General features: G+C 68.9%; 27 protein-coding genes. 17 read left to right on the top strand and 10 right to left on the bottom strand.

The features are described from left to right. Positions 1 to 2: 2 nt before the first annotated feature. Both ACE37J_RS18815 and ACE37J_RS18820 read right to left on the bottom strand, forming a co-directional pair. The gene (locus tag ACE37J_RS18815; protein ID WP_409714199.1) at positions 3 to 320 is read right to left on the bottom strand and encodes a DUF167 family protein; all 318 of its coding nucleotides are present in this window, start codon (positions 318 to 320) and stop codon (positions 3 to 5) included. After that, positions 317 to 592, bottom strand: coding sequence for a YggT family protein (locus tag ACE37J_RS18820; protein ID WP_409714202.1), 276 nt, complete (start codon positions 590 to 592; stop codon positions 317 to 319). The genes ACE37J_RS18815 and ACE37J_RS18820 overlap by 4 nt, the downstream gene beginning before the upstream one ends. A gap of 150 nt (positions 593 to 742) precedes the next feature. On the opposite strand from ACE37J_RS18820, the gene argE reads away from it, so the two are divergent. Genes argE through ACE37J_RS18835 form a run of 3 tightly spaced genes read left to right on the top strand, consistent with a single transcriptional unit; the run spans position 743 to position 4,243 of the window. Then, positions 743 to 1,900, top strand: coding sequence for an acetylornithine deacetylase (gene argE, locus ACE37J_RS18825; protein ID WP_409714205.1), 1,158 nt, complete (start codon positions 743 to 745; stop codon positions 1,898 to 1,900). After that, positions 1,900 to 3,063 carry a M20 aminoacylase family protein gene (locus tag ACE37J_RS18830; RefSeq protein ID WP_409714208.1) on the top strand — a complete coding sequence of 388 codons (1,164 nt, stop codon included), beginning with the start codon at positions 1,900 to 1,902 and terminating at the stop codon, positions 3,061 to 3,063. The genes argE and ACE37J_RS18830 overlap by 1 nt, the downstream gene beginning before the upstream one ends. A gap of 10 nt (positions 3,064 to 3,073) precedes the next feature. Continuing rightward, on the top strand, positions 3,074 to 4,243 hold the full coding sequence (locus ACE37J_RS18835; protein WP_409714211.1) for a M20 aminoacylase family protein: 1,170 nt from the start codon (positions 3,074 to 3,076) through the stop codon (positions 4,241 to 4,243). Between the two features lie 4 nt (positions 4,244 to 4,247). Here the strand turns inward: ACE37J_RS18835 and ACE37J_RS18840 are convergent, their stop codons facing one another. Then, positions 4,248 to 4,796: a histidine phosphatase family protein gene (locus ACE37J_RS18840; RefSeq protein ID WP_409714214.1), complete on the bottom strand. Its 549-nt coding sequence runs from the start codon at positions 4,794 to 4,796 to the stop codon at positions 4,248 to 4,250. Between the two features lie 74 nt (positions 4,797 to 4,870). Here ACE37J_RS18840 and ACE37J_RS18845 point away from each other — a divergent pair, with 74 nt between their 5' ends. Then, complete coding sequence (locus tag ACE37J_RS18845) at positions 4,871 to 5,296, top strand: acyl-CoA thioesterase (protein WP_409714217.1); 426 nt, start codon at positions 4,871 to 4,873, stop codon at positions 5,294 to 5,296. A gap of 124 nt (positions 5,297 to 5,420) precedes the next feature. Further along, positions 5,421 to 6,245: a ferredoxin--NADP reductase gene (locus ACE37J_RS18850; protein ID WP_409714220.1), complete on the top strand. Its 825-nt coding sequence runs from the start codon at positions 5,421 to 5,423 to the stop codon at positions 6,243 to 6,245. 274 nt (positions 6,246 to 6,519) lie between these two features. On the opposite strand, the gene ACE37J_RS18855 is transcribed toward ACE37J_RS18850, so the two are convergent. From ACE37J_RS18855 to ACE37J_RS18865, 3 genes are read right to left on the bottom strand one after another with little or no spacing between them, the layout of a single operon-like run. After that, positions 6,520 to 7,890, bottom strand: a complete 1,371-nt coding sequence (locus ACE37J_RS18855; RefSeq protein ID WP_409714223.1) for a glutamate--cysteine ligase — start codon at positions 7,888 to 7,890, stop codon at positions 6,520 to 6,522. 50 nt (positions 7,891 to 7,940) lie between these two features. After that, positions 7,941 to 8,513, bottom strand: coding sequence for a hypothetical protein (locus tag ACE37J_RS18860; protein WP_409714226.1), 573 nt, complete (start codon positions 8,511 to 8,513; stop codon positions 7,941 to 7,943). Further along, positions 8,510 to 9,238 carry a 16S rRNA (uracil(1498)-N(3))-methyltransferase gene (locus ACE37J_RS18865; RefSeq protein WP_409714229.1) on the bottom strand — a complete coding sequence of 243 codons (729 nt, stop codon included), beginning with the start codon at positions 9,236 to 9,238 and terminating at the stop codon, positions 8,510 to 8,512. Before ACE37J_RS18865 ends, ACE37J_RS18860 begins: the two co-directional genes overlap by 4 nt. A 9-nt stretch (positions 9,239 to 9,247) precedes the next feature. Here ACE37J_RS18865 and ubiA point away from each other — a divergent pair, with 9 nt between their 5' ends. The 3 genes from ubiA to ACE37J_RS18880 are packed head-to-tail and all read left to right on the top strand — an operon-like array spanning position 9,248 to position 11,602. Next, the gene (gene ubiA / locus ACE37J_RS18870) at positions 9,248 to 10,210 is read left to right on the top strand and encodes a 4-hydroxybenzoate octaprenyltransferase (RefSeq protein WP_409714232.1); all 963 of its coding nucleotides are present in this window, start codon (positions 9,248 to 9,250) and stop codon (positions 10,208 to 10,210) included. 46 nt (positions 10,211 to 10,256) lie between these two features. Further along, the gene (locus tag ACE37J_RS18875) at positions 10,257 to 11,222 is read left to right on the top strand and encodes a serine/threonine dehydratase (protein WP_409714235.1); all 966 of its coding nucleotides are present in this window, start codon (positions 10,257 to 10,259) and stop codon (positions 11,220 to 11,222) included. Then, entirely contained in the window at positions 11,222 to 11,602 is a 381-nt protein-coding gene (locus tag ACE37J_RS18880) for a hypothetical protein (RefSeq protein ID WP_409714238.1), read from the top strand. The genes ACE37J_RS18875 and ACE37J_RS18880 overlap by 1 nt, the downstream gene beginning before the upstream one ends. On the opposite strand, the gene ACE37J_RS18885 is transcribed toward ACE37J_RS18880, so the two are convergent. Together ACE37J_RS18885 and ACE37J_RS18890 are read right to left on the bottom strand one after the other, a co-directional pair. After that, positions 11,580 to 11,900 carry a DMT family transporter gene (locus tag ACE37J_RS18885; protein ID WP_409714241.1) on the bottom strand — a complete coding sequence of 107 codons (321 nt, stop codon included), beginning with the start codon at positions 11,898 to 11,900 and terminating at the stop codon, positions 11,580 to 11,582. The genes ACE37J_RS18880 and ACE37J_RS18885 overlap by 23 nt on opposite strands. A gap of 10 nt (positions 11,901 to 11,910) precedes the next feature. After that, positions 11,911 to 12,927 (bottom strand): ribose-phosphate pyrophosphokinase, encoded by a 1,017-nt coding sequence (locus ACE37J_RS18890; protein WP_409714244.1) that lies wholly within the window; start codon positions 12,925 to 12,927, stop codon positions 11,911 to 11,913. A 110-nt stretch (positions 12,928 to 13,037) separates the two neighbouring features. Here ACE37J_RS18890 and ACE37J_RS18895 point away from each other — a divergent pair, with 110 nt between their 5' ends. The 9 genes from ACE37J_RS18895 (at position 13,038) to ACE37J_RS18935 (ending at position 22,493) form a co-directional block, all read left to right on the top strand. Continuing rightward, complete coding sequence (locus ACE37J_RS18895; protein ID WP_409714247.1) at positions 13,038 to 13,634, top strand: 2-hydroxychromene-2-carboxylate isomerase; 597 nt, start codon at positions 13,038 to 13,040, stop codon at positions 13,632 to 13,634. Next, complete coding sequence (locus ACE37J_RS18900; RefSeq protein WP_409714250.1) at positions 13,634 to 14,491, top strand: alpha/beta fold hydrolase; 858 nt, start codon at positions 13,634 to 13,636, stop codon at positions 14,489 to 14,491. Before ACE37J_RS18895 ends, ACE37J_RS18900 begins: the two co-directional genes overlap by 1 nt. 91 nt (positions 14,492 to 14,582) lie before the next feature. Beyond that, on the top strand, positions 14,583 to 15,113 hold the full coding sequence (locus ACE37J_RS18905) for a TRAP transporter small permease subunit (RefSeq protein WP_409715475.1): 531 nt from the start codon (positions 14,583 to 14,585) through the stop codon (positions 15,111 to 15,113). Continuing rightward, a complete protein-coding gene (locus ACE37J_RS18910) occupies positions 15,113 to 16,432 on the top strand; it encodes a TRAP transporter large permease subunit (protein WP_409714253.1) in 1,320 nt (439 codons plus the stop codon). The genes ACE37J_RS18905 and ACE37J_RS18910 overlap by 1 nt, the downstream gene beginning before the upstream one ends. Positions 16,433 to 16,481: 49 nt before the next feature. Further along, positions 16,482 to 17,513, top strand: coding sequence for a TRAP transporter substrate-binding protein (locus ACE37J_RS18915; RefSeq protein ID WP_409714256.1), 1,032 nt, complete (start codon positions 16,482 to 16,484; stop codon positions 17,511 to 17,513). Positions 17,514 to 17,573: 60 nt separating this feature from the next. Continuing rightward, positions 17,574 to 18,935: a glutamine synthetase family protein gene (locus ACE37J_RS18920; protein WP_409714258.1), complete on the top strand. Its 1,362-nt coding sequence runs from the start codon at positions 17,574 to 17,576 to the stop codon at positions 18,933 to 18,935. 1 nt (position 18,936) lies between these two features. Next, on the top strand, positions 18,937 to 20,316 hold the full coding sequence (locus tag ACE37J_RS18925; protein WP_409714261.1) for an aldehyde dehydrogenase family protein: 1,380 nt from the start codon (positions 18,937 to 18,939) through the stop codon (positions 20,314 to 20,316). Next, entirely contained in the window at positions 20,313 to 21,461 is a 1,149-nt protein-coding gene (locus tag ACE37J_RS18930) for an iron-containing alcohol dehydrogenase (RefSeq protein WP_409714264.1), read from the top strand. The genes ACE37J_RS18925 and ACE37J_RS18930 overlap by 4 nt, the downstream gene beginning before the upstream one ends. A 42-nt stretch (positions 21,462 to 21,503) precedes the next feature. After that, entirely contained in the window at positions 21,504 to 22,493 is a 990-nt protein-coding gene (locus ACE37J_RS18935) for a serine hydrolase domain-containing protein (protein ID WP_409714267.1), read from the top strand. Here the strand turns inward: ACE37J_RS18935 and ACE37J_RS18940 are convergent. Next, positions 22,490 to 23,137, bottom strand: coding sequence for a uracil-DNA glycosylase (locus tag ACE37J_RS18940; protein ID WP_409714270.1), 648 nt, complete (start codon positions 23,135 to 23,137; stop codon positions 22,490 to 22,492). The genes ACE37J_RS18935 and ACE37J_RS18940 overlap by 4 nt on opposite strands. Beyond that, positions 23,134 to 23,712 (bottom strand): NYN domain-containing protein, encoded by a 579-nt coding sequence (locus ACE37J_RS18945; protein ID WP_409714273.1) that lies wholly within the window; start codon positions 23,710 to 23,712, stop codon positions 23,134 to 23,136. Before ACE37J_RS18945 ends, ACE37J_RS18940 begins: the two co-directional genes overlap by 4 nt. Between the last annotated feature and the right edge of the window lie 38 nt (positions 23,713 to 23,750).

Genomic DNA, 23,750 nt, shown 5'->3' on the forward strand with positions numbered 1-23,750 from the left:
CCTTAGCCGAAGGCTGCGACGAACGAGGCTTCGAGCGCCGCGGCCTCACCGGCGATGTGGAGACGCTTTATGCGCGCCGCGGCGCCGGCCTCCACCGTCACCGCGCCCTTCGGAACGCCCGCCGCCTTCGCTACGAGCCTGACAAGCGCCTTGTTCGCCGCCCCATCCGCCGGCGGGGCGGAGACGCGGACGAGGAGGACGGGCGCGCCCGCGGCATCTGCGCCGAGACCCTCGATCCGGTCCGCGCCGCCTCGCGGCGTGACGCGCACACGGAGCGAAAGGCCGCCCGGCGCCGGGCGCCAGGGCCGCGCCCCGCTCACAGGTTGTTGGCGATCACGACCTGGAGCGCGGCGATGGCGATGAGGACGACGACCGGCGTAAGGTCCAGTCCGCCCATCGAGGGAAGGAAATTCCGGATCGGGCGGTAGACCGGCTCCGTCACCCGGTTGAGCCCGGACCAGATCTGGTAGACGAAAGCCTGCCGGATGTTGAGCACGTTGAACGAGATGAGCCAGCTCATCACCGCCTGAATGATGATGATCCACCAGGCGAAGTTGAGGATCATCAACAATATCACCTTCAGGGAGTCCATGCGCGCCTCCGTTCCGCCTTTCGCCGGAGGTAGCCTCCCCGCGCCGCCGCGGCAAGACCGGAGAAGGCCGGGCCGGCGAAGGCGGGGCAGGCTTCTTGACCTTTCCGCGCCGCCGCCACAGGCTCGCTCGGCAATGTGCTGGAGCGTTGAATGGCGATGAACATGAGCCCGCGGGAGATGCTCGCGAAGCTGGTCTCCTTTCCGACAGTGAGCCGGGAGTCCAACCTGCCACTCATCGACTTCGCGGAGGAATACCTCGCCAGCCACGGCGTCTCCTCCCGCCGCGTCTATGACGAGACGGGCACGAAGGCCAATCTCTACGCGCTGGTCGGGCCGGAGACGGAGGGCGGCGTCGTCCTCTCCGGCCATACCGATGTGGTGCCGGTGGACGGGCAGGACTGGACGTCGGATCCGTTCACGGTGGTGGAGCGGGACGGGAAGCTTTTCGGCCGCGGCACCTGCGACATGAAGGGCTTCGACGCGCTCGCCCTCGCGCTCGTGCCCGACATGCTGAAGGCGGGGCTGAAGAGGCCGATCCAGATCGCGCTTTCCTATGACGAGGAGGTCGGCTGCCTCGGCGCGCCGCGGATGATCGCGGAGATGCGGGAGACGCTGCCGAAGGCGGCTGCGGTCATCGTCGGCGAGCCCTCGCTGATGAAGGTGGTGACGCAGCACAAGGGCTCGGTCGGCCTCATCACGAAGGTGCACGGCTTCGAGGTTCATTCGAGCCTGATGCACACGGGCGTCTCCGCCGTGATGCAGGGCGCGCGGCTGGTGAACTGGATGCGGGAGCGGACGCTGGAAAACCAGACGAAGGCGGACCCGGCCTCCCCCTTCGAGCCGCCCTTCACAACGCTCCATAGCGGGATCATCAAGGGCGGCACCGCAGGCAACATCACCGCGAAATACTGCGAGGTCATGTCGGAATTCCGCGTCTGCCCGCCCGAGACGCCTCAAGGCTGGCTCGACGCGTACCTCGCCTTCGTCGCGGAGGTGGAGGCTGAGATGAAGGCGATCCGGCCCGAGGCGCGGATCGAGGTCACCAAACGCATGATGAATCCCGCCTGCCAGCGGGAGGCGAACGGCGCCGCCGAGGCGCTCGCGCGCTCGCTTACGGGGGACAATTCGGAGAATGTGGTTTCCTACGGCACGGAGGCCGGGCAGTTTCAGGAGGGCGGCTATTCGACCTGCATCTGCGGGCCGGGCTCCATCGCGCAGGCGCACCAGCCGGACGAATACATCACCGTGAAGGAATACGAGGCCGGGGAGGCCTTCATGCGCCGGCTCATCGACAGGCTGGCCTCCTGATGCCGGTGCTGAATTCGCTCGCCGCGCTTCTGCCCGAGATGACGGACTGGCGGCGGGACTTCCATCGCCATCCCGAACTCGGCTTCGATGTGCACCGCACCGCCGCCATCGTCGCCGCGAAGCTGCGGGACTTCGGCTGCGACGAGGTCGTGGAGGGGATCGGTCGCACGGGCGTCGTGGGGGTGATCCGCGGCACGGCGCCGGGCCGGACGATCGGCCTTCGGTCGGACATGGACGCGCTGCCGATCCTCGAGGCGACGGGCGCGGCGCACGCCTCCTCCATTCCTGGGCGGATGCACGCCTGCGGCCATGACGGGCACATGGCGATGCTGCTCGGCGCTGCGAAGCACCTTGCGGAGACGCGGAATTTCGCCGGCGCCGTGGCGGTGATCTTCCAGCCGGCGGAGGAGGATGGCGGCGGCGGGGAGAAGATGGTCGAGGACGGGATGATGGAGCGCTTCTCCATCGAGGAGGTCTACGGCATGCACAACATGCCCTCCCTCCCCGTCGGCGCCTTCGCGATCCGGCCCGGCCCGGCGCTCGCCTCCTGCGACGAGTTCACCGTCTGGATCGAGGGGAAGGGCGGGCACGCGGCGAAGCCGCACATGAACATCGACCCGCTCGTCGCCGCCTGCCGCTTCGTGCGCGCGGCGCAGAGCGTCGTCTCCCGCAACATGGACCCGGTTGAAATGATCGTCGTCACGATCTGCTCGCTGACGACGGAGGGGACGACGGCGCACAACGTCATCCCGCAGCTTTGCCGGATGAACGGGACGGTGCGCTGCTACACGAAGGAGGCGCGGGCGCTGGCGCGGGAGCGGATCGACGCGCTCGCCGCCGGCATCGCCGCCTCGGCCGGCGGATCGGCGCGGGTGGACTGGGTTCCGGGCTATCCCGCCACGGTGAACGAGCCGCGCTGCACGGATTTCGCCGCGGATGTGGCGGAGGAGGTCGCCGGGGCCTGCCGGCGGGACCTGCCGCCCTCGCTCGGCTCGGAAGATTTCTCCTACATGCTGGAGGCGCGGCCGGGCGCGATGATTTGCGTCGGCAACGGCGACAGCGCCGAATGCCACCACCCCGCCTTCGACTTCGCGGACGAGACGATGCCCGCCGGCGCCTCCTTCTGGGTGCGCCTCGCGGAGCGCGCCCTGCCGCTGACCTGAAAGGAAGACCATGCCCACGATCAACCGCTTCGCCGACCTGCATGAAGAGATCACCGCCTGGCGGCGGGACATCCACGAGAATCCGGAGCTTCAGTTCGACGTGCATCGGACGGCCGGGCTCGTCGCCGCGAAGCTCAGGGAGTTCGGTTGCGACGAGGTCGTGGAGGGGATCGGCAAGACCGGCGTCGTCGGCGTGATCCGCGGCAAGGGAGAGGGCGGGCGCGTCATCGGTCTCAGGGCGGACATGGACGCGCTTCCCATCGAGGAGCAGACGGGGGCGGCGCACGCCTCCAAGGTTCCCGGCAAGATGCACGCCTGTGGCCATGACGGGCATACGGCGATGCTGCTCGGGGCGGCGAAGTACCTCGCCGAGACGCGGAATTTCGCGGGGACCGCGGTCGTCATCTTCCAGCCGGCGGAGGAAGGCGGCGGCGGCGGGCGCGAGATGGTGAACGACGGGATGATGGAGCGGTTCGGGATCGAGGAGGTCTACGGCATGCACAACATGCCGGGGACGCCCGCGGGCCATTTCGCGATCCGCCCCGGCCCGCTGATGGCGGCGGCGGACTTGTTCGAGATCGACGTTGTGGGGAAGGGCGGCCATGCCGCGATCCCGCACAAGGCGGTGGATACGACCCTGGTGGCGGCGGAGATCGTCGTCGCGTTGCAATCCATCGCCTCGCGCAATCTCGACCCGGTGGAAAGCCTCGTCATCTCCGTCTGCTCCTTCCAGACGGAGACGACGGCCTACAACGTGATCCCCGACAGCGTGAAGCTGAAGGGCACCGTCCGCACCTACAAGCCCGAGGTGCAGGACATGGCGGAGCGGCGGATGGGGGAGATCGCGGAGCATGTCGCGAAAGCCTTCGGCGCGACGGCGAAGCTCAATTTCATGCGGAACTATCCCGCGACGGTGAATTCCGACGACGAGACGGTGAAGGCGGCGGATGTCGCCGCGCGCATCGTCGGCGAGGACAAGGTGAACCGCAACACGCCGCCGCTGATGGGCGGGGAGGATTTCTCCTTCATGCTGAACGCAAGGCCCGGCGCCTTCATCTTCATCGGCAATGGGGACACCGCCTCCGTCCACCATCCGGAATACGACTTCAACGACGAGATCATCCCGGTCGGCTGTTCCTACTGGGCGAAGCTTGTCGAGGAGCTGATGCCGGCGGCCTGAAGCGCTAACCGAGGGGCTCCGCGCGCCATTCCGCCGGGCCGGGCGTGACCCGGATCGGGAGCGCGTTCGGCATCGGCCAGAGCCGGGGAGTGATGGAGGCCGCGCCGCAGGCGGCGTGCCATAGCCCGCCATGCGCGACGATCAGGACGCCAGGCCCCGTAACCGCCCGCATCATGGCTGCGCGGACGCGGGCGGCGAAGGCGGCGTAGGGCTCGCCGCCCGGGGGATTCCATGTTCCCTCGAAGTATTCGCGCACGAACTCGCCGCGCGGCTGCCCCTGCAACTCGCCGAGATGGCATTCCATCAGGTCGGGGTCGAATTCCAGCGCCGCGCCTGTCGCCTCCGCCGCCGCCTCCGCCGTATGGCGGGCGCGGGAGAGGGGGGAGGCGACGATGCGGGAGATCGGCTCGGAGGCCAGCAGCCGCGCCGCCTCTGCGGCCTGCGCGCGGCCGAGATCGGAGAGCGGCGCATCCAGCTGCCCCTGCGTCTTGCCGATGGCGTTCCATGTCGTCTCGCCATGCCGGAGGAACCAGAACCGATGCCCGATCTTCATCGCCTTCCCCCGCCCCTTGCGCCAGCCCGCATTGGGCGGAATGATCCCTGCGCATCAAGAGGACCGACCGCCGCATGACGCCCGACCTGACCGACCGTTCCGCCTTCCGCTTCTTCGAACATGTCTCGCTCCGCTATTCGGATCAGGATTCGATGGGCCACGTCAACAACGTGGCCTATGCCGCGCTGATCGAGGCGGGGCGGATCGGGCTCTTCACCGAAATCCTGAAGAACGAGCAGGACCAGAGCCTCAACTTCGTGCTCGCCCATGTCGCCATCGACTACCGGAAGGAGATGCATTTCCCCGGTGTGGTCGAGGTCGGCGGGCGGATGCTGCGCGTGGGCCGCTCCTCGATCACGACCGGGTACGGGTGCTTCCTCAACGGCGTCTGCCATGCGACGGCGACCTGTGTGAATGTCTATTTCGACCCGGAGACGCGGCTTTCTCGCCCGTTCCCGGACTGGCTGCGTAGCGTGTTCGAGCGTAGCATCAGAGATTAACGAACAACCGGTGTGATATATTTCGGGAAAGAATTATTCGACGTGAATTAGAGGTTCCGCCGTTGCATTCCGCGCCGCGCCGCTTAGGTTCGCGGCCATCGAGAGACCGGAGAAGGGGCGCGCCATGCCCGAAGACCGCATCGCCGCCGCCCCTCAAGTCCGCATTCCGGACCCCGTTCCCACCGGGGTCTACGCGCTCGAAGTGCTCAGGGTCACGCACTACACGGACCGCCTCTTCGCCTTCCGGACGGAGCGGCCGGCGGAGTTCCGATTCCGCTCCGGCGAGTTCGTGATGATCGGGCTGGAGATCGAGGGGAAGCCACTCTATCGCGCCTATTCCATCGCCTCGCCCTCCTGGGACGAGGAGATCGAGTTCTTCTCCATCAAGGTGGAGGACGGGCCGCTGACCTCCGTGCTCCAGCATCTGAAGCCGGGCGACCGGGTTCTGATGCGGAAGAAGGCGACGGGAACGCTGGTGAACGACGCGCTCCTGCCCGGCAAGCGGCTCTGGATGTTGTCCACCGGCACGGGAATCGCCCCCTTCGCCTCGCTGATCCGCGACCCGGAGACCTATGAAAAGTTCGATCAGGTGATTCTCACCCATTCCTGCCGGGAGGTCGCCGAGCTTGCCTACGGGCATGAGATCGTGGCGGAGACGAAGGCGAACGAGCTTCTTGGTGAGATGGCGACGGCTCAGCTTATCCATGTTCCGGCCACGACGCGGGAGGGTTATCCGACGATGGGCCGCATCACGACGCGGATCGAGGACGGTTCCCTCTTCGCCGCGCTCTGCGTCCCGCCCTTCGACCCGGCGCATGACCGGGTGATGATCTGCGGCTCGATGGAGATGCTGCGGGACTGCAAGGCGCTTTGCGAGAAGGCGGGGCTCACCGAGGGGGCGAACAACCGGCCTGCCGAATTCGTCGTCGAGCGCGCCTTCGTGGACTGAAGCCTCGCCGCCGTGCGCTTTCGCACGCGCGCCGCGAAGATACCCATGAACCGCCCCAGCCCCGGCGCATCCGCGCCGCCTTTCCGCCTTGGTTGACCTTCAGGTAAGGGTCATCGGGCGACGGCGGCGACGGGGCGGGCCGCAGGGCGCCGAACGGAAGTGGTCTGGGGGTGAAGCGGGGTGGGGCAGGTTTCCCGCGTTATGAGTGAGTGTGGTTTGTGGTGCGCGCGCCGCCCCCTCGGGCAAGGAGGGGGCGGCGTACGCGCATCCGCTTTCAATAGGCGCAGTCGCGGAACATGGCCCCGAAGTCGCCGGCCCATTCGCCTTCGAAGCGGCGGATCAGCTCCTCCGCCGGCGTCTCCCCCGTCTCCACGATCTCATGCAGGGCGTTTAGGAAATGCGTCTCGTCCGGCAGCATCCCGCCTGCGCCGGGCCGGGCGCGGGCCTTCAGTCCGGCCTCTGCGATGGCCAGCGCCTCCCGCGCGATCTCCAGCGCGGGGCGGCCCGCGACCTCGGCCTTCAGGCCGCGCACGGAGGCGTCCACCCGGAACGCCTCCCGCGCCTCGGCATCCCAGCTCTTGCAAAGCTCCCAGGCCGCGTCGAGCGCGGCGTCGTCATAGATGAGGCCGACCCAGAGCGCGGGGAGCGCGCAGATCCGCCGCCAGGGGCCCCCGTCCGCCCCGCGCATCTCGATGAACTTCTTCAGCCGCGCCTCGGGGAAGATCGTGGTCAGGTGATCCGCGAAATCCGAGAGCGTGGGGACCTCGCCGGGGAGCGCGGGGAGCCGGCCATCAAGGAAGTCGCGGAAGGACTGGCCGAGCGCGTCGATATACTTGCCGTCGCGGTAGACGAAGTACATCGGCACGTCGAGCGCGTAGTCCACCCAGCGCTCGATCCCGAATCCCTCCTCGAAGACGAAGGGCAGGGTGCCGGTGCGCGCCGCGTCGAGATCGCGCCAGATGCGGCTCCGCCAGCTCAGATGGCCGTTCCGCTTCCCCTCGAAGTAGGGCGAATTGGCGAAGAGCGCGGTGGCGACCGGCTGGAGCGCCAGCGCGACGCGCAGCTTCTTCACCATGTCGGGCTCGGAGGAGAAGTCGAGATTCACCTGCACGGTGCAGGTGCGATACATCATCTGCGTGCCGTGGGTGCCGACGCGGCCCATATAGTCGGTCATCAGCCGGTAGCGGCCCTTCGGCATCATCGGCATCTCGTCAGGGCCCCAGTCCGGCGCGGCGCCGAGGCCGATGAAGCCGGCGCCGATCCGGTCCGCCACCGTTTTTACCTCGCGGAGATGCTCGTTCACCTCGTCGCAGGTCTGGTGGATCGTCTCCAGCGGCGCGCCGGAGAGTTCGAGCTGCCCGCCCGGCTCGAGGCTGACATTCGCGCCGTCCTTGACGAGGCCGATGAGATTCCCGCCCTCGCGCAGCTCTGCCCAGCCGAACCCGTCCCGCAGGCCTTCGAGCATCGCGCGGATCGAGCAGGCGCCCTCATAGGGCAGCGGCTTCCTGTCTTCGAGGCGGAAGCCGAACTTCTCGTGCTCGGTGCCGATCCGCCAGTCAGCCTTCGGCTTGCACCCCGATTCGAGATAGGCGGCGAGCTGGTCGCGGCTTTCGATCAAGCCGCCGCCCTGCTGCGGGATGGACATGGCGCTGGCCCCTCTTCCTGACGGCCGATCCGCGCCGACCCGCGCTTGGGTTAATGCGCCGCCGCGCCGCCGGCAAGGGCCGGCCTCGCAGGGCCGGCGCTGCGGCGCCAGATCGTGATCGTCTCGCCCGGCGGCGCGGCGAGCGCAGCGAAGGCGCGGGCAGGGGAGAAGCCGGGGAGCGCGGCGAAGGCGTCGATCAGCCGTTCCGACCCGAGCGCCGAGACCGGGATGATCAGCGCGCCTTCGCCGGCCGGCCCGCGCAGCACCCATTCCGCCTCTTGCCGGAAATGCGCGTCATCCGCCGACCAGATCTCGATCGCCTGAAGCTCGTCGAGGCTGACGAACCCGCCCTGATACGGGCCGAGATAGGCGACGCGCCGTTCGTCCACGTTCACCACGCCTGGCGCCGAAGCCTCGCGCCGCCCGAGGGCGGAGAGCGCGGCGGAGCGGGAAAGGAGAAGGCCCGCGATGAGAACCAAGCCGGCTAGGCCCCAGCGCCACGGCCCCGCCAGCGCGCTGTCCGCCACAATCCACCAGAGCGCGGCGGCGGTGACGAGCGCATAGATCGCCGTCTCCCCCCAGCGGGTCAGGGCGCGCTGCGCTTCAGGGCGGAGGAAGCTCATCGCCAGTCCCCCGCCGCCGCCTGCCAGAGCGCCATCGCCGCGACCGCCGCCGTCTCCGCCCTCAGGATGCGCGGGCCGAGCGAGACAGGATGCGCGTAGGGGAGAGCGCGGAGCATCGCCGCCTCCTCCGGCGCGAATCCGCCCTCAGGACCGGTCAGGATCGCGGCGGGGCCGGGGCCGACGCCGGAGAAGGCGCCGCCGCCGGCCATCGTCTCGTCGCAGAAGATCAGGCGCCGCGCCCCGTCCCAACCCGCGAGCGCGGCTTCCAGCCGCTGCGGCTCGGCGACGTCGGGCGCGGAGAGCAGCCCGCATTGCTCGGCCGCCTCCACTGCGTTGGCGCGGAGCCGCGCGGCGTTCACACGCTCCGCATTTGTATGCCGGGTGATGACGGGGAGGAGGCGGCGCGCGCCCATCTCCGCCGCCTTCTCCGCGATGAAGACAGTGCGCGCCTTCTTCACCGGCGCGAAGAGGAGCCAGAGATCCGGCGGCTCCGATTGCTCCCGCGTCAGTTCCTCGCAGATCAGCATGGCGGCGCGCCGGCTCCCCTCGGCGAGGATGGCGCGCCATTCCCCGTCCCTCCCGTTGAAGAGCAGGACCGCGGCGCCGGGGGGCAGGCGCATGACGTTGAGAAGGTAGTGCGCCTGCTCCCGCCCCAGCGCGACAGATACGCCGGGGGCGAGGGGCGCCTCCACAAAGAGCCTGATTTTCGTCTCGTCACGGGCCATAAGGCGAATATGACCGAACGCACGACCGGCGCCAGCCCCGACTCCAATCACGGCCGCGTGGCCGACGCGACGCGGCGCAACTGGGTGGACCGGTTTGCGCCGCGCCCCGCGCGCCCCTGGCTCCGCCTATCCCGCGCCGACAGGCCGGCGGGGACGTGGCTGCTGCTCATTCCTTGCTGGCAATCCCTCGCCCTCGCCATCGCCGCGACGGGATGGCGGATCGAGGATCTCTGGTTCTTCCTCTCCATGGCGATCGGCGCCTTCCTGATGCGCGGCGCGGGCTGCACCTGGAACGACGTGACGGACCGGAATTTCGACGGCAAGGTGGAGCGGACGCGCTCCCGCCCCATCCCCTCGGGGCAGGTCACGGCGCGGGGCGCGCTCGTCTGGATGGTCGTTCAGGCGCTGCTCGCCTTCCTCATCCTCATCACCTTCAACCCGTTCGCCATCGCCCTCGGCGTCGCCGCGCTGCTGCCCGTGGCGATCTATCCCTTCATGAAGCGGGTGACGTGGTGGCCGCAGATCTTCCTCGGGATCGCGTTCAACTGGGGCGCGCTCATGGGCTGGGCCGTACACAGCCACGGGCTCGCGCCGGCGCCCGTGCTGCTCTATCTCGCCGGTATCGCCTGGACGCTGCATTACGACACGATCTATGCGCATCAGGACCGGGAGGATGACGCGCTGATCGGGGTTCGCTCCACCGCGCGGCTCTTCGGCGCGGCGACGGGGCGATGGCTCGTCTGGTTCGCGGCGCTCGCCGTCGCGGGGGCGGGCGGGGCGGCGGCGCTGGCGCTTTCGGGCCCGGCGCTCGCGGTCGCGCTCGCCGGGGTCGCGGCTTATGGCGCGCATCTGGCGTGGCAACTCCTGCGGCTCGACATCGACGACCCGGATAACTGCCTCCGGCTCTTCCGCGCCAACCGCGATTCGGGGTTGATCCTGCTCGCGGGGTTCCTCGCCGCGGGCTTCGTCTGACAGGGCGGCTTGCGCTTTCCTCCGCGGCGGGCATGATCCGGCGCGCATGCAGAAGGGGGCCTCCATGACCGTCACCATCGCCGACATCCTGGAGGCCGAGGGGCGAATCCGCCCGCATGTGCGGCGCACGCCGGTCATGGCCGTGGACCCGGCGGATTTCGGGCTCTCCTTCGGCGGGCGGCTCAGCCTCAAGTTCGAGTGCTTCCAGCATACCGGCAGCTTCAAGCCGCGGGGGGCGTTCAACACGCTGATCTCCGATCCCGCGAACCGGCCCGCCGTCGCAGTCTCCGGCGGCAACCACGGCGCGGCGGTCGCTTACGCGGCGGCGAAGCTGGGGCGGGAGGCGACGATTTTCGTCCCCGAATTCGCGCCGAAGCGGAAGGTGGACAAGATCCGCTCCTACGGGCTCGACCTCCAGATCACCGGCATGGAGATCGCGGACACGATGGCCGCCTATCGCGCCTATCTCGCGGAGACGGGCGCGCTCGACATCCATCCCTATGACGCGCCGGGGACGGTTGCGGGGCAGGGCACGGTCGGGCTCGAATGGCGGGAGCAGGTGAGGGAACAGGGGGGGGACATGGACGCCGTGCTCGTCGCCATCGGCGGCGGCGGGCTCATCTCCGGCGTCGGCGTCGCGATGCAGGGCGGGCCGGCGGTGATCGGCGTAGAGCCGAAGGGCGCGGCATGCGCCTTTGAGGCGCGGAAGGCGGGCGAGCCGGTGCAGGCGACGCCGACCTCCTATGCGAAGGACAGCCTCGGCGCCCCGGCGCTCGGGCCGCTGACCTTCGAGTTGATAGAGGCGCATGTGGAGGACCTCGTGACGGTGGAGGACGACGCGATCCGCGCGGCGCAGGCCGCGCTCTGGCGGGTCTGCGGCGTGGCGGCGGAGCCGGGCGGGGCGACCGCGCTCGCCGCGCTCCTTTCCGGGGCGGTGACGCCGGAGCCCGGCGCCCATATCGGCGTCCTCGTCTGCGGTGCGAATTTCGACCCGGCGACGCTTTCGGGCTGATGGCGGCGGCGCTCCGGGCCGGCGCGCTCTATTTCGCGGCGATCTTCGCGCTCGGATTTCTGCTCGGAGTCGTGCGGACGCTCGCGCTCGCGCCCCGGATCGGCGAGACGGGCGCTGTGCTGGCGGAGCTGCCCGTCATCCTCGCCGCCTCCTGGTTCGCCGCGGGCCGGCTTGCGCGGCCGCTCGGCCGCGCGCTCCGGCCCCGGATAGCCATGGGCGCCTTCGCCTTCGCACTGCTGATGGCCGCGGAGGTCGGTCTCGGAATGGCGCTCGGAGCGGCGCCCTTCGCCGGGCTGGCGACGCCGGCGGGCGCGCTCGGCCTCGCCGGCCAGCTCCTCTTCGCCGCCTTCCCGGCGCTCAGGAGCCCGAGGCGATCTTGAGCCCCGCGACCCCGGCGACGATTGCCGCGACGCTGGCGATCTTGAGCGGGGAGATCTGCTCCCCGAAGAGGATCGCGCCGAACGCCACCGCGCCGACCGCGCCGAGCCCGACCCAGACCGGATAGGCGACGCCTACGGGCAGGGTCCGCATCGCGATGGAGAGGAACCAGAGCCCGAACCCGGCCGCGACGGCGACGACGAGCGTGGGGACAGGTTTCGTGAACCCGTTTGAAGCCTTCATGGCGAGGGCGAAGATCACCTCGAAGACGGCCGCGAGGCCGAGCCAGACCCAGGCCATGCGCGCCCCCTCAGTCGAAGCGATAGAACGCTTCATAGATGGGGCCGAGCATCGCCTCGTTGAAGAGCGAGGAGACGGAATTGCCGGCCGCGACGTTCAGCATCGCCTGCGCGAAGAGCGGGGCGACGGAGACGATGCGGATGTTCGAAGCGGCGCGGACCTCGGGGCTCGCCTCGATGGAATCGGTGACGACGAGCGACTTCATGACCGAGTTGCCGATCCGCTCCACCGCCGGATTGGAGAGCACGCCGTGCGTGATGTAGGCGTGGACTTCCTCCGCCCCTTCGTCCTTCAGGAGCTGCGCGGCCTTCACCAGCGTCCCCGCCGTGTCGCAGATGTCGTCCACGATGATGCAGCGCTTGGCCGCGACCTCGCCGATCACGGTCATCGATTCGATCTCGCCCGGCGCGCCGCGGCGCTTGTCCACGATGGCGAGGCCGACGCCGATGCGCTTGGCCAGCTCCCGCGCCCGGGTCACGCCGCCGACATCGGGGGAGACCACGACGACGTCCGTCAGGTCCCCGAAGGAATGCTTAACGTCGAGCGCGAAGACGGGCGCGGCGTAGAGATTGTCCACCGGGATGTCGAAGAAGCCCTGGATCTGCCCGGCATGGAGATCCATCGTCAGCACCCGGTCCACCCCCGCCTCGGTGAGGAGATTGGCGGTCAGCTTCGCGCTGATCGGGGTGCGGGCGGAGGTTTTCCGATCCTGCCTTGCATAGCCGAAATAGGGCATGACGGCGGTGATGCGCTTGGCCGAGGCGCGGCGCAGCGCGTCCGTCATGATGAGAAGCTCCATCAGGTTGTCGTTCGCCGGGCGCGACGTGGACTGGACGATGAAGACTTCCTCGTTCCGCACGTTGTCGAAGATCTCGACGAATATCTCCCCGTCATTGAACCGTTCAACCCGCGCGTCGGCGAGGCGCACCGCCTCCCCCCGGTAGACGGAGATGCGCCGCGCCACCGCCTCGGCGAAGCGGCGGTTGGAATTGCCGGAGATGATGCGGATGGCGCTGTCGGGTTTCATCGGCGGGCCCCTCTGCCGCGCTGCGGTTGCGCCGCCTCTATCAGCCGGGGCGGGGCTTGCAAAGCCCGCGCGCCGCGGCGAGGCTCCGCGCCGTCAACGAGGAAGGCCCGATGCCCCATATCGACTATTACTTCACGCCGCTCTCCCCCTTCGCCTATCTGGCCGGGGACGGGCTGGAGCGGATCGCGGCCCGGCACGGCGCCTCGGTCGCCTACAAGCCGGTGAATTTCTTCGCGGCGATGGAGGCGGCGGGCGGGCTTCCGGTGCCGAAGCGCCACTGGTCCCGCCAGGAATACCGGCTGCAGGAGTTGCCGCGCATCGCGAAGCGCGCGGGCCTGCCGATCACGATCCATCCGAAGCAATGGCCGACCGATGCGGGCCGCGCGATGGCCGCGATCCTCGCCGCTGAAGCAGCGGGCGGCGGCGATGTCGGCCTCCTCTGCCGCCGTCTCCTCGCCTCCTGCTGGGCGGAGGAGATGGATATCGGCGATCCGGCGGTGGTGGACGCGGCCTTGCGCGAAGCGGGCTTCGACCCGGCGATGCTCGATTTCGAAACGGCGGCGGCCCGCGTCGCGCCGCTCACTGCCGAGGCCATCGAGCGCGGCGTATTCGGCGCGCCCTTCTACATCGTGAAGGAGACGGGGCAGAAATTCTGGGGGCAGGACCGGCTCGACTTTCTCGACGATCATCTGGCGGGCAGGATCTGATGGAGTTCGCATCGCGCCGGATCGAGGTCGGCGGCCACGCCGTCGGCCTTCTCGAAGCGGGGCCGGAAGGCGCGCCGCGCGCGCTCTTCGCGCATTGCTCGCTCGCCTTCGCGGGGCTCTGGAAGGGCGTGATGAAGCGGCTCGCCGGGCGCTGGCGCTGCATCTCGGTTGACATGCCGGCGCACGGCGCCTCCGCGCGGGGCGACGAGGCGCTCTCGCTCCAGCTTCAGGCCGTGCGCTATGTGATCGGGGCGGCCGAGGAGGCGGGGGGCGGCCCGGCGCATCTCGTCGGCCTTTCGCTTGGCGGTGCGGTGATGGGGCGGGTGGCGGCGGCGCGGCCCGATCTCGCGCGGTCGCTGACGCTGATCGAGCCCGTCTACTTCCACCTCCTCACCGAAGTCGGGCGCGGCGAGGACGAGGAGAACGCCCGCGCCATGGCCCCTGTCTACAAGGCCTGCGCGGCGGGGCGCTACCATGACGGCGCGCGCGCCTTCATGGAGGCCTGGGGCCAGCCCGGCCAGTTCGACCGGATGCCGGAGCCGGCGCGGGAGGCGGTGGCCTTCGCGCTCTCTCATCTCTCGAAGGATTTCGAGATGGTCTCGGGCTGGCCGGACGGGCAGATCACGCGGGAGGCGCTGGCCGCCATCGCAGCGCCCGCGATGCTGATGCAGGGGGAGCGGACGCAGGGCTCGGCCAAGGCGATCCTCGACGAGCTTCAGGGGATCCTCCCCGCCGCGCGGCGGGAGGAGATCGTGGGGGCGGGGCACCTCTCCCCGGTCGACGATCCGGAGACGGTTGCGGCCCGCCTCGCCGCCTTGTTCGAGGCGGCGGAGGCCGGCGAGGCGGGAAAAGGTTGACAGGCCGCCGCGTTCTGAAATCGTCTCGGGCCATGAGGGGAGATCGCAAGGATCGCCGGGCGTGCGACGCCGCCCGGGCGGGGCGGGCGTGATGGGCGCGCTCGGCCTTTTCGTGCGCATCGTGGAGGCTGTGAACTACCGCGTCGGTCGGATCGCCATGTGGGGCTTCTTCGCCATGATGGCGGTGCTCCTCTGGTCCTCGATCTCCAAGACGTTCTTCAATCCCTCGCTCTGGACGCTGGAGACGGCGCAGTTCCTGATGGTCTCCTATTTCTTCCTCGGCGGGGCCTATGCGATCCAGATGGGGTCCAACGTGCGGATGGACCTCTTCTACGCGGACTGGTCGGAGCGGCGGAAAGCGGCGGTGGATGTCTGCACCGTGTTCTTCCTCCTCTTCTTCCTCGCCGTGCTGCTCCGCGGCGGCGTCGACAGCCTGATCTATTCGCTGACCTACGGGGAGCGGAACCCGACCGCCTGGCGCCCGCTCCTCTGGCCGGTAAAGGCCGCGATTTGCCTCGGGATCGTGCTGATGATCCTCCAGTCGCTGGCCGAGCTGGCGCGGGACGCGGCGCGGCTCCGCGGGGTCGATCTCGGGCCGCGGCCTTTCGAGAAGGCGCGCTGATGCCCTACGAGCTCATCGCGCTCTTTATGTTCGCCTCGATGCTGATGATGCTGGCGACGGGCCAGCGCGTCTTCGGCGCCATAGGGGCGGTCGCCGCCGTCGCCGCGCTCGCGCTCTGGGGGGCGGGGGCGACGAACATTCCCTTCGGCGCGGCGATGAAGCTGATGAAATGGTATCCGCTGCTGACGCTGCCGATGTTCGTCTTCATGGGCTATGTCCTCTCCGAAAGCCGGATCGCGGACGATCTCTATCGCATGTTCCATGTCTGGTTCGGGCCTGTGCGGGGCGGGCTCGCCATCGGCACGATCTTCCTCATGGTGCTGATCTCCGCCATGAACGGGCTTTCGGTCGCCGGCATGGCCATCGGCGCGACCATCGCGCTCCCGGAACTTCTGAAGCGCGGATACGACAAGCGGATGGTGACGGGGGTGATCCAGGCCGGCTCCTCGCTCGGCATCCTCGTGCCGCCTTCGGTCGTCCTCGTCCTCTATGCGATGATCGCGCGGCAGCCGGTGGGGCAGCTCTGGCTCGCCGGGGTTCTGCCGGGCCTGATGATGGCGGGCATGTTCGTGCTCTACATCTGGATCCGCTGCCGCATCCAGCCGCATCTCGGCCCCGCCCTGCCGGACGCCGGCGCCGTGCCGAGGGCGGAGAAGCTGCGGCTGCTGCGCGCCGGGCTCCTGCCCGTGTTCATCTTCGCGACGATGATGGTTCCCTTCGTCAACGGCTGGACCTCGCTCGTCGAAAGCTCCGCCATCGGCGCCATCGCCGCCTTCCTCGCGGCCGTGCTGAAGGGGCGGATGAGCTGGGCCGTGTTCGAGACCTCGACGCGGCAGACGCTGGCCATCTCCTGCATGTTCATGTGGATCATCCTCGCCGCGCTCGCCTTCGGCGCTGTCTTCGACGGGCTCGGCGCCGTCCGCGCCATCGACGATCTCTTCACGGAGCGGCTAGGGCTTAACCCATGGATCATCCTGATCCTGATGCAGCTTTCGTTCCTGCTGATGGGGACGTTCCTTGACGACACGGCGATGCTGGTCATCGTCGCGCCGCTCTACGTGCCGCTGGTGAAGGCGCTCGGCTTCGATCTCGTGTGGTATGGCGTCCTCTACACGATCACCACGCAGATAGCCTACATGACGCCGCCCTTCGGTTATAACCTGTTCCTCATGCGCGCGATGGCGCCGCCGGAGATCGGGCTGCGCGACATCTACGCCTCGATCCTGCCCTTCGTGCTGGTGATGATCGCGGCGCTGGCGCTGGTGATGGCCTTCCCGTCCATCGCGCTCTGGCTGCCGGGATATGTGTATGGATTATGAACGAGACGCCGCCAACGGCGCGAAACCGAACCGCGACAAGGAGATCGATATGACCACGAGACGGAAATTCCTCGCCGGAGCCGCCGCCGCGGCCCCCGCCGCGCTTGCGGCCCCCGCCATTGCGCAATCGAAAATCCGCTGGCGGATGCAGACCTATGCGGGCCCGGCGCTGGCCGAACATGTGGTGAAGCCGGCCATCGACAGCTTCAACAAGATCGCCGGCGACGAGATGGAGATCGAGCTCTTCTACGCCGACCAGCTGGTGCCGACCTCGGAGCTTTTCCGCGCCATGCAGTCCGGCACGATCGACGCCGTGCAGTCGGACGACGATTCGATGGCCTCGCCTACCGAGGTGACCGTGTTCGGCGGCTACTTCCCCTTCGCCTCCCGCTATTCGCTCGATGTGCCGGTGCTCTTCAACCAGTATGGGCTCAACGAGATCTGGGATGCGGAATATTCCAAGGTCGGGGTCAAGCACCTCTCCGCCGGGGCCTGGGACCCGTGCCATTTCGCGACGAAGGAGCCGATCAACAGCCTCGCGGACCTTCAGGGCAAGCGCGTCTTCACCTTCCCGACCGCCGGGCGCTTCCTGACGCAGTTTGGCGTCGTGCCGGTCACGCTGCCCTGGGAGGATATCGAGGTCGCGGTGCAGACCGGGGAGCTGGACGGCATCGCCTGGTCCGGCATCACGGAGGACTATACGGTCGGCTGGGCGGACGTGACGGATTACTTCCTCACGAACAACATCTCCGGCGCCTGGGCGGGATCCTTCTTCGCCAATATGGACCGCTGGAATTCGCTGTCGCCGAAGCTTCAGGAACTGCTGAAGCTGACGATGGACAGCTCGCACTATTACCGCCAGTGGTGGTACTGGGGCGGCGAGGCCGCGCTCCGCGTCAACGGCACGAAGATGAAGCTCACCACGATCCCCGACGCCGAATGGCAGCAGGTCGAGGATGCGGCGATCAGGTTCTGGGACGAGATCGCGGCGGAGAGCGAGGTCAAGGCGAAGGTCGTCTCGATCTTCAAGCAGTATAACGAGGTCATGGCCAAGGCCGGGCGGCCCTACCGCTACGCCTGACGCGACCCGAACAGGACCGGCCGGGGGCGGGCGCCGCCCCCGGCCTTCAGGGAGATTGAAATGACGGGCCGCCTCACGCTCGAAGAACTTGAAATCCATGCGACAGCCGGGCGCGTGGACACGGTGATCATCGCCGCGCCGGACATGCAGGGAAGGCTGATGGGCAAGCGCTTCACCGCGCGCCACTTTCTCGATGCGGGGCATGAGGAGACGCATTGCTGCAACTACCTCCTCGCCACCGACATGGAGATGAACACCGTCCAGGGTTATGCCGCGACGAGCTGGGCCAAGGGCTACGGCGACTACATCCAGAAGCCGGACCTCTCCACGCTGCGCCTGATCCCCTGGGCGGAGGGAACGGCGCTGGTGATCGCCGACCTCCTCGACCATCACGGCGATCCGGTCGCCCACGCGCCGCGGACCATGCTGAAGCGGCAGCTCGAACGCCTCGCCGCGCTCGGCTACGGCATGAATGCGGCGACGGAGCTGGAGTTCTTCGTCTTCCGGGAGAGCTTCGAGGCGCTTTCCGATCAGGGCTATGCGCGCCCGACGCCGTTCAGCCCCTATAACGAGGATTACCACATCTTCCAGACCGCCAAGGAAGAGGCGCTGATGCGGGCGATCCGCAACGGCCTCATGGCGGCGGGCGTGCCGGTGGAGAACACGAAGGGCGAGGCGGAGGCCGGGCAGGCGGAGATCAACGTCCGCTATGCCGGCGCGCTGGAGACGGCGGACCACCACCTTCTCATCAAGGAGGCGGTGAAGGAGATCGCCTTTGCGCAGGGCCGGGCCGTCACCTTCATGGCGAAGTGGAGCCATGAGCACGCGGGCTCTTCGAGCCATATCCACCAGTCTTTGACGAAGGGTGGCGCGCCGGCCTTCTTCGACGCCGGGGCCGGGCATTCGATGTCGGAGACGATGCGGCATTGGCTCGGCGGGCTCCTCGCCCATGCGGCGGAGACGACGCTGCTGCTGGCGCCTTATGTCAATTCATACAAGCGCTTCTGCGTCGGCATGTTCGCGCCGACGAAGACCGTCTGGTCGATGGACAATCGCACCGCCGGTTTCCGCGTCGTCGGCGAGGGGACGAAGGGCGTGCGGGTGGAGAACCGGATCGGCGGGGCAGACCTCAACCCCTATCTCGCCCTCGCCGGGCAGATCGCGGCGGGGATCGCGGGACTGGAGGGGAAGCTCGACCCCGGCCCGAGTTTCGCCGGGGACGCCTATGGCGGAACGGACGCGCCGGAAATCCCGAAGACACTGCGCGAGGCGACCGAAGCCTTCGCGGGCTCCGCGATGCTGCGCGCTGCGCTCGGCGACGCCGTGGTGGATCACTACGCTCACGCCGCGCGTGTCGAACAGGCGGATTTCGACTCGCGCGTCACAGATTATGAACGAAGCCGCGGCTTCGAGAGGGCGTGAGATGGCCGGGATGATCCGCTGCATTTCCCCGATCGACGGTTCGCTCGTCGCCGAGCGCGCGGCCTTCACCCCCGCCGAGGCCGGCGCGGCGGTGGAGCGCGCCCGCGCGGCGCAGGCCGCATGGGCCGCGCGCCCGCTTTCCGAGCGCGTCGCGCTGGTGGAGGCCGGGGTCGCCCGGCTCGCGGCGATGGAGGACGCCGTCCCCGAGCTTGCCCGCATGATGGGCCGCCCGGTCCGCTATGGCGGGGAGATGGGCGGGGTGAAGGAGCGGGCGGGCTATATGGCCTCCATCGCGGAGAGCGCGCTGGCCCCCGTCGACATCGCGGACGATGCGAAGTTCCGCCGCTATATCCGGCGGGAGCCGCATGGCCTCGTCCTCGTCATCGCGCCCTGGAACTATCCTTACCTCACCGCGATCAACACGGTCGCCCCCGCGCTCATCGCCGGGAATGCCGTGCTCCTGAAGCATGCGGCGCAGACCATCCTTGCCGGCGAGCGCATGGCGCGGGCCTTCCATGAGGCGGGCGTGCCGGCGGATGTGTTCCAGCCCATCCACCTCACCCATCAGGGGACGGCGGATCTCATTGCCGCCCGCGCCTTCGGCTTCGTGAACTTCACCGGCTCCGTCGCCGGCGGCCGCGCCATCGAGCGCGCCGCGGCGGGGACGTTCACCGCGCTCGGGCTGGAGCTTGGCGGGAAGGACCCGGGCTATGTGATGGAGGACGCGGACCTTGAGGCCGCGGCGGAGACGCTGATCGACGGGGCGATGTTCAATTCCGGGCAATGCTGCTGCGGGATCGAGCGCATCTATGTCGCCGCGCCGCTCTTTGACCGGTTCGTGGAGAAGGCGGTGAGCATCGTCGAGGGTTACAGCCTCGGAGATCCGCTCAATCCGGAAACTACGCTCGGCCCGATGGCGCAGGTCCGCTTCGCGGACCTTGTGCGCGCGCAGACTGCCGCCGCCGTGGCGGCGGGCGCAAAGGCGCTCGTCGATCCCGCCCGGTTCCCGGGCGAGGGCGGAGCCTATCTCGGCCCGCAGATCCTCACCGGAGTCGACCATTCCATGGATCTGATGCGGGAGGAGAATTTCGGCCCCGTCGTCGGGATCATGAAAGTGGAGACCGACGAGGAGGCGCTGCGCCTGATGAACGACAGCGCCTATGGCCTCACCGCCTCGCTCTGGACTCGGGATATCGACCGCGCGGAGCGCCTCGGCGCGCAGGTGGAGACGGGCACCGTCTTCATGAACCGCTGCGACTATCTCGATCCGGCGCTCTGCTGGACCGGTTGCAAGGATACGGGGCGCGGCGCCGCGCTCTCCGTCCTCGGCTATCACGCCCTCACCCGCCCCAAATCCTTCCACATGAAGAAGCCGCAATGAACGCTCCCCGCGCCAATTTCTCCTATCCCACCGCCATCCGCTTCGGCGCCGGCCGCATCGCCGAACTCGGCGAGGCCTGCGCCGCCGCCGGCATCAAGCGCCCCCTCCTCGTGACGGATCGCGGCCTCGCCGCGCTCCCCGTCACGACGCGGGCGCTCGAGATCATGGAGGCGGCGGGGCTTGGCCGCGCCGTCTTCGCCGAGGTGAACGCGAATCCGACCGGCGCCAATCTCGACGCCGGGCTCAGGGTATACCGCGAGGGCGGACATGACGGCGTCGTCGCCTTCGGCGGCGGCTCCGCGCTGGACCTTGGCAAGGCCGTCGCCTTCATGGCGGGGCAGGACCGGCCCGTCTGGGATTTCGAGGACATCGGGGACTGGTGGACCCGTGCGAAGCCGGAGGGCATCGCCCCCAACGTCGCGGTGCCGACGACTGCCGGCACGGGCTCCGAGGTCGGGCGCGCCTCGGTGCTGACGAACGAGGAGGCGCTGGAGAAGAAGATCATCTTCCACCCGAAAATCCTCCCCGCCGTCGTCATCGCCGACCCGGAGCTCACCGTGGGCATGCCGCGGATGATCACCGCCGGAACGGGGATGGACGCCTTCGCCCATTGCCTCGAAGCCTATTGCTCCCCGCATTTCCACCCGATGAGCCAAGGCATCGCGCTTGAGGGTATGCGCCTCGTGAAGACGGCGCTGCCCCGCGCCGTCGCGGAGCCGACCGATATTCTCGCCCGGGCGGACATGATGGCGGCGGCGATGATGGGCGCGGTGGCCTTCCAGAAGGGGCTCGGCGCGATCCATGCGATCTCCCATCCGGTCGGCGCGCATCACCATACCCATCACGGCATGACCAACGCGGCGGTGATGGGCGCCGTCCTCGCCTTCAACCGCCCGGCGGTGGAGGCGAAGATCGAGGCGGCGGCTGCCTATCTCGGGATCGGCGGGGGCTTCCATGGCTTCGCCGCCTTCGTGGACGGGCTGATCTCCGGCATCGGCCTCCCGATCGGCCTCACGGCCCTCGGCGTGAAGGACCCGGATCTCGACCGCCTGGCGGCGGACGCGCTCCGCGATCCGTCCTGTGGCGGCAACCCCGTGCCGCTGACGACGGACAACATGCGGCCGCTGATCGAATCCTGCCTCTGAGCCGCTCTTGAAGATCGGGGGGGAGGGGCCATCCTCTCCCCCATGAGCACGATCACCCGCCGCGTCGCCCTCGCCGGCATCGCCTCGACGCTAGCCCTGCCCGCCGCCGCGCTCGAGGATGCGGCGCGTATGGCGGGCGGGCTCGATCAGCTCCGCTGCCTCGTGATACTGCATGAGGGCGAGCAGCGCCTCGCCCGCGCCTTCCGCGGCCCGGCGCCGGACCGGGCGGCGAACGTGAAATCCGTGTCGAAGACCCTCGTCGCCCTCCTTGCCGGCGTCGCCTTCGCGCGCGGCGTCGCGCCAGGGCCGGAGGCGCGGCTGGTCGATGTCGCGCCCCGGCTCGTCCCGCGCGGCGCCGATCCGCGCGTGGAGGCGATCACCCTCGGCCATCTTCTTTCCATGACGGCGGGGCTGGAGCGGACCTCGGGCGCGAATTACGGGCGATGGGTGGAGAGCGGAAACTGGGTCGCCCATGCCCTCTCACGCCCGTTCGTCGCGGAGCCGGGCGCGGCCTTCCAGTATTCGACCGGAACCTTTCACATCCTTGGCGCCGCGCTCGCCGTCGCCTCGGGGCGGAGCCTCCATGCGATGGCGGAGGACTGGCTCGCCCGCCCGCTCGGCGTCGCGATCCCGCCCTGGACGCGGGACCCGCAGGGCTTCTTCCTCGGCGGGAACGAGATGGCCCTCTCCCCCCTCGCCCTCGCCCGGATCGGGGAGATGGGCCGCCTCGGGGGAATGTGGGAGGGGCGGGAGGTCATCCCCGCCGGATGGCTCGCGGACTCGATGAAGCCCCGCGCCCGCTCCCCCTTCTCGGGGGACGATTACGGCTATGGCTGGTTCCTGACTGAACTCGGCGGGGAGCACGCCGCCTATGCCCGCGGCTATGGAGGGCAGATGCTCTTCATCCTGCCCGAACGCGCGCTGGTGATCGCCATAACCTCCGATCCGAACCGCCCCGCCCGCACGGCCGGGCATGTGGGAGACCTGCGCCGGCTCGTGGCGGATGGCATCCTGCCCGCTCTTGAAGCCTAACCCTCCGGCCCGAGCTCAGCCCGCACCGCGCCGAACACCGCCTCGAACATCTCCGCCGTGAGCCGCCCTGTATTGGTGTTGTAGCGGGAGCAATGATAGCTGTCCCAGAGGATGAGGTGGCCGACCTCATGCCGCGCGCCATGGGCGAAAGGGTGGGCGGAGAGCTTCGCGCCGAGCGCGCGCAGCGTGCTCTCGTGCGCGATCCGCCCGAGGCAGAGGATCCCGCGGAGCCGGGGCAGGGCGGCGATGCGCGCGGCGAGGAAGCGGCGGCAGCGGTTGATCTCCTCCCCGACCGGCTTGTTGACGGGCGGCACGCAGCGCACCGCGTTCGTCACCATAGCGCCCGCCAGGATCAGCCCGTCATCGGGCCGTGCGGCGAAGGCGCCGTTGGCCCAGTCGAACTTCGTCAGCGTTGCGTAGAGCAGGTCTCCCGCGAAATCCCCGGTGAAAGGCCGGCCGGTCCGGTTCGCGCCGGTCACTCCGGGCGCAAGGCCGACGACAAGAAGCCGCGCCGCCTCGTCACCGAAGCTGGGAACGGCCCCATTGAACCAGTCAGGATTCCTGGCCCGCGTCGCGTCGCGATAGGCGGCGAGGCGCGGGCAGAGGCGGCAATCGCGCGGCGCTTCTGCGCCGGTCGCGCTCACTCTTCCGCGGCCTCGGCGGGCATGTCCTCCTCATCCATCCGCGGCGGGCGCGGCGGACGTCCGATCACGTCTTTCAGCTCCTCGAGCTCGATGAAATTGTCCGCCTGGCGGCGGAGATCGTCGGCGATCATCGGCGGCTGAGAGCGGATGGTCGAAACCACGGAAACGCGGCATCCCTTGCGCTGGATCGCGGCGATGAGCGGCTTGAAATCGCCATCTCCACTGAAAAGGACAATGTGGTCCACCTTTTCGGCCATCTCCATCGCGTCGATCGCGAGCTCGATGTCCATGTTGCCCTTCACCTTGCGCCGGCCCATGGAGTCGATGAACTCCTTGGCGGGCTTCGTGACCATGGTGAAGCCGTTATAGTCCAGCCAGTCCACCAGCGGGCGGATGGGGGAATATTCCTGATCCTCCAGCAGCGCGGTGTAGTAGTAGGCGCGAACAAGCTTGCCTCGGCGTAGGAACTCGCTCCTCAGCAGCTTGTAGTCGATGTCGAAGCCAAGGGCTCGTGCGGCGGCGTAGAGATTCGAGCCGTCGATGAAGAGCGCCAGGCGTTCGTCACGATAAAACATTCGGGACACCTCGAAATGTGGCGCGGGCCCGGATATTG

The sequence above is a fragment of the Pikeienuella sp. genome, from assembly GCF_046290545.1.
In the GTDB taxonomy this organism is placed as follows: domain Bacteria; phylum Pseudomonadota; class Alphaproteobacteria; order Rhodobacterales; family Rhodobacteraceae; genus Pikeienuella.

Coding starts and splice junctions, on each gene's coding strand:
- argE (WP_409714205.1), top strand. CDS start 743: ATGGCGATGAACATGAGCCCGCGGGAGATGCTCGCGAAGCTGGTCTCC.
- ACE37J_RS18920 (WP_409714258.1), top strand. CDS start 17,574: ATGACGGGCCGCCTCACGCTCGAAGAACTTGAAATCCATGCGACAGCC.
- ACE37J_RS18900 (WP_409714250.1), top strand. CDS start 13,634: ATGGAGTTCGCATCGCGCCGGATCGAGGTCGGCGGCCACGCCGTCGGC.
- ACE37J_RS18885 (WP_409714241.1), bottom strand. CDS start 11,900: ATGGCCTGGGTCTGGCTCGGCCTCGCGGCCGTCTTCGAGGTGATCTTC.
- ACE37J_RS18845 (WP_409714217.1), top strand. CDS start 4,871: ATGACGCCCGACCTGACCGACCGTTCCGCCTTCCGCTTCTTCGAACAT.
- ACE37J_RS18865 (WP_409714229.1), bottom strand. CDS start 9,238: ATGGCCCGTGACGAGACGAAAATCAGGCTCTTTGTGGAGGCGCCCCTC.
- ACE37J_RS18820 (WP_409714202.1), bottom strand. CDS start 592: ATGGACTCCCTGAAGGTGATATTGTTGATGATCCTCAACTTCGCCTGG.
- ACE37J_RS18935 (WP_409714267.1), top strand. CDS start 21,504: ATGAGCACGATCACCCGCCGCGTCGCCCTCGCCGGCATCGCCTCGACG.
- ACE37J_RS18835 (WP_409714211.1), top strand. CDS start 3,074: ATGCCCACGATCAACCGCTTCGCCGACCTGCATGAAGAGATCACCGCC.
- ACE37J_RS18880 (WP_409714238.1), top strand. CDS start 11,222: ATGGCGGCGGCGCTCCGGGCCGGCGCGCTCTATTTCGCGGCGATCTTC.
- ACE37J_RS18945 (WP_409714273.1), bottom strand. CDS start 23,712: ATGTTTTATCGTGACGAACGCCTGGCGCTCTTCATCGACGGCTCGAAT.
- ACE37J_RS18860 (WP_409714226.1), bottom strand. CDS start 8,513: ATGAGCTTCCTCCGCCCTGAAGCGCAGCGCGCCCTGACCCGCTGGGGG.
- ACE37J_RS18930 (WP_409714264.1), top strand. CDS start 20,313: ATGAACGCTCCCCGCGCCAATTTCTCCTATCCCACCGCCATCCGCTTC.
- ACE37J_RS18895 (WP_409714247.1), top strand. CDS start 13,038: ATGCCCCATATCGACTATTACTTCACGCCGCTCTCCCCCTTCGCCTAT.
- ACE37J_RS18840 (WP_409714214.1), bottom strand. CDS start 4,796: ATGAAGATCGGGCATCGGTTCTGGTTCCTCCGGCATGGCGAGACGACA.
- ACE37J_RS18855 (WP_409714223.1), bottom strand. CDS start 7,890: ATGTCCATCCCGCAGCAGGGCGGCGGCTTGATCGAAAGCCGCGACCAG.
- ACE37J_RS18925 (WP_409714261.1), top strand. CDS start 18,937: ATGGCCGGGATGATCCGCTGCATTTCCCCGATCGACGGTTCGCTCGTC.
- ACE37J_RS18915 (WP_409714256.1), top strand. CDS start 16,482: ATGACCACGAGACGGAAATTCCTCGCCGGAGCCGCCGCCGCGGCCCCC.
- ACE37J_RS18830 (WP_409714208.1), top strand. CDS start 1,900: ATGCCGGTGCTGAATTCGCTCGCCGCGCTTCTGCCCGAGATGACGGAC.
- ACE37J_RS18850 (WP_409714220.1), top strand. CDS start 5,421: ATGCCCGAAGACCGCATCGCCGCCGCCCCTCAAGTCCGCATTCCGGAC.
- ACE37J_RS18875 (WP_409714235.1), top strand. CDS start 10,257: ATGCAGAAGGGGGCCTCCATGACCGTCACCATCGCCGACATCCTGGAG.
- ACE37J_RS18910 (WP_409714253.1), top strand. CDS start 15,113: ATGCCCTACGAGCTCATCGCGCTCTTTATGTTCGCCTCGATGCTGATG.
- ubiA (WP_409714232.1), top strand. CDS start 9,248: ATGACCGAACGCACGACCGGCGCCAGCCCCGACTCCAATCACGGCCGC.
- ACE37J_RS18890 (WP_409714244.1), bottom strand. CDS start 12,927: ATGAAACCCGACAGCGCCATCCGCATCATCTCCGGCAATTCCAACCGC.
- ACE37J_RS18905 (WP_409715475.1), top strand. CDS start 14,583: ATGGGCGCGCTCGGCCTTTTCGTGCGCATCGTGGAGGCTGTGAACTAC.